Genomic DNA, 6723 nt, shown 5'->3' with positions numbered 1-6723 from the left:
TTTAATACAGCTTCTTGGGGTGGATTTAGTCCTGATTCAACTGGTAAAGATATAGGACAATTTGTTGACGTTAATGGCGATAGCAAACAAGATTATGTTGTTGTCTGGAATGCAAGTGGAAAGCGAACTTTTGCCACATATATAGCCACAAAAAATCTTGACAATCTCCGCAATCAATACTATCCCGAACTCAACAACCCCACCACCCTCGCCACCCTTCAACAACAAATCAACGACCAACAAACCCAATCCCAACAAGAAATCGACCAACTAAAAAACAGCATTAGCCAAAAACAAGCTGAAGCCGCCGCTTCCATCTCCCAAGCCGACTGGTATCAAGAAAAATCCGCTTTTTATTGGGAACAAAGCCGTAAACAAGGACCCACTTGGATCGAATACCGAGAATCTAGAGGACGTTCTGGACGCAGTGAAACCGTTACAATCACCCACGTTGACCATTATTGGATTATCTGGGATACCTACACCAAACAAGCGACCGCCCTCCGAGAACACGCCGCCCAACTCCTTAAAGGAGTCGAAACCGATACATTAAATAAAGATACCACCACCACCATCCTCGACCAATGGAACAAAGCCAGGGCCGTCGCCAATGAAGCCGCCCTCAGCCAAAGCGAATTTATCCACCTCCTGCAACAACTGGAAGCAGAAAGAAAACTCAGCGAAGACAAAATCGCCCAAATAAGTGACTGGGAAAAACTCCTCCCCATCCTGCAAACCCAACTCGAAATAGCCACCCAAGATGCAACCACCGCCACTACCAACGTCCAAAAAGAAACCGGCGAATACCAAACCAGTAAAGACAACTATCTAACCGCCCTCAACAGCGTCCTAGAAAAACGCGCCGAACTGCAAACCAAAACCCAACTTCTGCAACAAGACATCACCGCCGCCAAAAATTGGGTGACACAACAAACCACTTACCTCGCTGACGAACTCACCCAAACCCAAACCCTCATCACTCAACTGCAAACCCAGCGGGATTTGATCCCCCCAACCTCCCTTGATAATGGGGGCGACGAAAACCTCACCAAAAAAGCCCAATTAGACCAATCCATCCAACTCCTCACCCAAAAACAAACCGTCCTCACCTCCCAACAAGCCACCCTCACCCAAAAACAGACCCTCCTCTCAACCCAAGAACAGGTACTCCTCACCGAGTATCAACTCCTTGATGCGACTCTCGCCAGTCCCGACAAAGACACCAGCACCCTCGAACAACAACTCACAGATACCAGGAAAACCCTCGCCGAAGTCCAAAAACTCGCCGAACAAGCCGAAGCCAGTAGCCAAGCTTTAACCGCAGTAATGGACGACCTGCAAGCCTCTCTCCTGCTGCAAAATGACAAATACCTCGCCGCCATCAAAGATAAACAACAGGGACTCAAAAAACTCCTAGAAGCCACTGAACTCGAAAAAAATTACACCCTCCAAGCCACTACTAAACGCCAAGAATTAAACAGCTTTGAAAGCCAACTGCTGACTATTCTTAAACAAGCCAACGATGCCGGAAGCCAAGAAGCCGCCCAACTTCTGGAAGTTGCCAACGCCAACAATATGGCCACCGCCGCCGAATTGTATTACAAAGATTATCGAGATTTAGCCAGCGATAAAGGTGGCGGTTGTTCAGGAGGAATTGCCCGCCCCGAAGATTTAATCTTAGCCGATAAATACTATGCCGAAATGCAGCAATATCGGCAACTGCAACAACAGGCGCAACAACAAGCCAGCCAATTTACCGCCCTTCGTCAAGCTGCTGAAAATCAAATTACCCTCTTAGAAGGACAAAAAGCCCTCGCCACCCAAGAATTGGCCCAACTTCAACAAAGTATCGGCAATTCTCAAGAAGCAATTGAGGCCCATAAACAAGAAATCGCCGTTGCTGAATTTCGTATAGATGCCCTATCCCAACTGAAAGACTGGACAAATCAAACCTTATTGCAAGTTCTTTCCGTTGAAAAATTCAACTTAGCGCAGGCACAATTAGAACAAGAAATCGCCCAAAAACGCGGTCAATTGATTGATGATGCGGTGGCAGCCCAGTTAGAAAAACAACGGTTAGATATTCAACGCGATCGTCAAATTGCCGTCACCAAACTGGAACAATTAAACCAACTTAACACCGAAGAAGCACTCCAGCAAGCGATTAATAACCTCCGCACCGACTTAGGGATTAACCCGATTGCCAATATCATCACCCAAGCTGACTATAAAGGACAACTCGCTGGCATCTTAGCCGATTTAGATGCCCTCAAACAAAAACAGCCCAGCTTACCTGCTGAATTGCAGAGCATATTAACAGCAACTCGTCAAGATATTCATGCTGCTTTACAGGGGAAAGAAGCAGCGACAATTCAGGATAATTTGCTGAAAACAGTTGATGGTTTAATTGAGCAGAATAATAAACTGAATGCTGAAGTTACGAAATTAGACCAAGAAGAACAGCAATATTTAGGCATTCTGAAACAATCAGAAACCGACCTCAAGGGAGCCAGTAAAGCACTCTATGATGAGATTCAGAAAACAGGGGTATTAAATCAAGAAAAAGAGTTACTCAGTCAGCAGAATTTAGAGATACTTTATAAGATTGGCTATGCTCAAGGTGCAGTTGATTTATCCGATGATTTAGCGCGACAATCTCAACAGCTTTTAAGTCAGATTATTGAGGGGCGAATTAAAGAACGCAAAGTCAGAAAGAAAGCCTTTGTTAATGAGATTCTGGGGACTGTTACTCTTGTTGTTGCTCTTGCCGCTGCTGCTATTACTGGTGGAGTTGCATTAGCTGGACTTTCCCAAGGATTAACCTTATCGGCTGCTTTATCAGCAACAGGACAATTTGCTTCTTATATTAGCGTCGCTTCAACTTTACAGGCTGTCGGAGCATCTTTAAGTGCTGTTCAAGCCGCCTATAATGGGGATTTAGAGGGAGCAATTTTTAACGCAGGCATGGCAGCATTAGGATTTGCAGAAGTTGGCGGATTTAAGCTTCCTTCTAGTTTACAAATAGGAGGTATTGAGACATTTAAAGATGTACAAAAAGTCGTTTCCAGTTCTTATTATGCTTATAAAGCAGTTGAATCTGGTGATAATTTATCTGCTTTTCTCAATGCCTTAAATGTTCTAAAAGTAGCTTTACCCATTCCACAATCTCCGTATGATTATTTATCTCAAGCAGCTTTAAGTATTAATAGCGGTGTTCAATTAGCAGAAGATGATAACTGGTTAGGAGCGGCATCTAGTTTCCTTTCCGCAACATTTTCACTAGCTTCAGGATTGAATGGACAGAAAGGAAGTTTTGGCATTGACTTGGGAATTTCTACGCAGATTCTCGATATTATCAGTACAGTAGAATTGGCAACAAATGTTACTGCTGGCATTAAGGCAATTACTGATGATGGCAGTCTTAATGGCTGGTTAAACGGTGTTCAAACTCTTTCTAATTCTCTGCTTAATTATTATGGCGAACAAGACAAGATCGATCAACTAACAGACTTCAAAAAGCAGTTACTATTGCAAAAACTTTTAAAAGAACCCAATTTAAAAGACGAAAAAGTAAAAGAGCTTATTGGGAAGTATGGAATTGAGAATGTCTTCTCTAGAATTGACCAAGGCGGTGAGGTGATCTATATTACCAAAGATTTTGTTATTAACGATAACAACAAAGGTGGATTGATTATTCAAGGTGAACTTGACAAACAGAAACCAACTATATTAGTTACATTTGGTTGGCTTAATGATGCTACTCCTGAATGGAGTTTTAACGTTGCTCAACTTCTTTCGTCTGTATATCCCGATCACAATATTATAATTGGTGATTGGTCAGAACTAGCTCAAAACGTGAATTATCTAGGTGCCGCTTCAGATACTAAGTTAGCAGGTCAAAAAATAGCTGAAAGTCTCCATACATTAGGAGTACAATTTAGTGATTTAACTGTTATAGGTCACAGCTTAGGGGCGCAAGTAGCCGCAAGTATTGGAGAATATGCTAAAAACAATGGGTACGGAGAGGTAAAACAAATTGTAGGATTAGATCCCGCACGCCCTGGATTTGAGAGCGGCTTCAAAGTGTTTTCAGCCAGCTTAGATACAACGGATGCTAAAAAAGTAACGTTAATTCGCAGTGACTATGACTGGATTTTTTCATTGGGCTACAGAAATGCCTTACCAGGAAGCCAAGATATTCAACTAACTCCTAAAATGTTGGATGATCTGCAAAAAACTTACAAAGGAATTGACGATCATCATAGTGCTATAGCATTTTTGATCGATTCTTTAAAAGATGGGAATACAATAGAAAATTTAGATCAATTTTATCAGAAGCAAAATCATGGTGAAGTACAGCAAAATATACCTAAAAATAATTCAGATGTGTTAGCTAGTATTAAAATTAGTAATGAAGTAAATAGTCCCTTCAAAGACTTCAATCAATCATCGGGTCTTTCTTTTGGTGCATCAGACAAAAGTAATGAAAAACTAACTCTTTTAGATCCCCTTGTTATTGATTTAGAGGGAAATGGCTTGGACGTTAGTAATGTCAAAAATTCTAGTATTTTCTTTGACATAGATGCGGACGGCTACGCCGAAAACACCGCCTGGACAACCGACGGCATCCTCACCCTCGACCTCAACCGTGACGGCAAAATCAACAACATCACCGAAATCTTCTCCGAGCGCTACAACAACGGAACCGCCCCATCAGGACTCGCCGCCCTAGCCACCCTCGACAGCAACCACAACGGCATAATATCCGCCACCGATACCCAATTCAACCAAATCCTCGTTTGGCAAGACCTCAACCAAGACGGCATCAGCCAAGCCAACGAACTGAAAACCCTCACCCAACACGGCATCAACAGCATCAACCTCAACGGAATCACCACCGAAACCGTCCAAGACGGCAACATCATCCGCAAACAATCCCTCTTCAACCGCAACGACGGAACCAGTGGCATCATCGCCGATGTCGCCTTCCTCGTCACCGAAACCGGCTTTAAAACCACCCAAACCGCTAACGGTGTCCAAATCATCGCCGAAAACGACAGCGCCACCTCCCTCACCATCTTCAACGACACCGCCAACCACACCCTCAACCTCTTCGATGCTAAAGTCCAAATTGCGATCGGTAGTACCGGTAACGACACCTTCTACACCACCGGAAGCGAAGGCGTATTCCTCTCCGGTGGCGACGGCAACGATACCCTCACAGGTGGAAACGGTAACGACTGGATAATCGGCGATACAGGCGCGGATCAACTGATTGGCGGCGCAGGTAACGACATCCTCTACATCGACGCACAAGATACAGTCATTAAGGGTGGCGAAGGACAAGATATTGCCATAGTCACCACCAATCAAGCTATCACCCTCGATCTCGGACTCAGTAGCCTAGAAATGGCGCTGGGTAACGACGGTAACGACACCTTCACCAACTCCAGTACCGTCAGTGTCACCATCGATGGAGGTAAAGGCGACGACACCATTAAGGGCGGAACTGGTGATGATGTACTAATAGGAGGAGAAGGAAGCGATCGCCTTCAGGGAAATCTAGGTAATGATAATTTAGGGGGTTCAGATGGCAATGATGCCCTAGATGGCAATCAAGGCGATGACACCCTCAACGGCGGTAATGGAGATGACCTCCTTAACGGACAAGAAGGGAAAGATAGCATCAATGGTAATAGCGGAAATGACACTCTTAACGGAGGCGATGACAACGATATTCTTAGTGGCGGTGAAGGTAACGACTCCCTCAATGGTAGTCCGGGAGATGATAGCCTCAATGGCGATATTGGTAACGACATCCTTAACGGTGGCGATGGCAATGATACCCTCAATGGCGGGGAGGGGGATGATACACTTAATGGGGGTAACGACAGCGATCGCCTGTTCGGTGGTATTGGTCAAGACTCCCTCAATGGTGGATTAGGGAACGATAGTATCGATGGTGGGGAAGGCCAAGATACCCTTACTGGTAGCAATGGTAACGATACTATCAATGGCGGCTTAGGTGATGATAATCTAGATGGCGGTAGTGATAATGACCTTCTCAACGGTGAAGAAGGTAACGACACCCTCAATGGTGCAGGCGGAATTGATACTTTGGTAGGTGGTTTAGGAAATGATACTTATCAAATTGATACTACTACCGATACGATTACGGAAAACGCTAACCAAGGCACGGATACCGTTCAATCTTCTGTAACTTATACCCTGGGAAATAACCTAGAAAACGTCACCCTCACTGGTACTACAAATATTAACGGAACCGGTAACACATTAAATAATGTTATCACCGGTAATAGTGGTAACAATATCCTTAATGGTAGTGATGGGAATGATACCTTGATTGGTGGTACTGGTAATGATACCCTAACAGGGGGTGCGGGTGGCGATCAATTCACCTTCAACAACCGCAATGAAGGGATTGACACAATTACTGATTTTCTCTCCAGTCAGGGGGATAAAATTACTGTCTCTGCTGCGGGTTTTGGCGGTGGTTTAGCAGCAGGAGTTTCCATTACAGCCGCTCAATTCGTGTTAGGAACAACTGCATTAAATGCCAGCAATCGCTTGATTTATAATACAATCACTGGAAGACTATTCTTTGATGGGGACGGGACAGGTACACTAGCAGCCATTCAAATTGCAACTCTTAGTTCTAAACCCACTCTTACCGCCTCTGATATACTTGTATTAGTTTAATCT

The 6723-nt window shown here is 44.3% G+C and carries 1 protein-coding gene; it reads left to right on the top strand.

The window, feature by feature from the left end; all coding sequences use genetic code 11:
• On the top strand, positions 1–6720 hold a 6720-nt coding region (locus IM485_RS20455; RefSeq protein WP_502882200.1), incomplete at its 5' end, for an SPM autocatalytic domain-containing protein.
• Positions 6721–6723: the final 3 nt, after the last annotated feature.

The sequence above is a fragment of the Microcystis sp. M169S2 genome (assembly GCF_020245865.1).
GTDB classification, from domain to species: Bacteria; Cyanobacteriota; Cyanobacteriia; order Cyanobacteriales; family Microcystaceae; genus Microcystis; species Microcystis ichthyoblabe_A.
The sequence above is the reverse complement of the archived record's forward strand: the minus strand, read 5'-3'. Positions and strand labels throughout refer to the sequence as shown.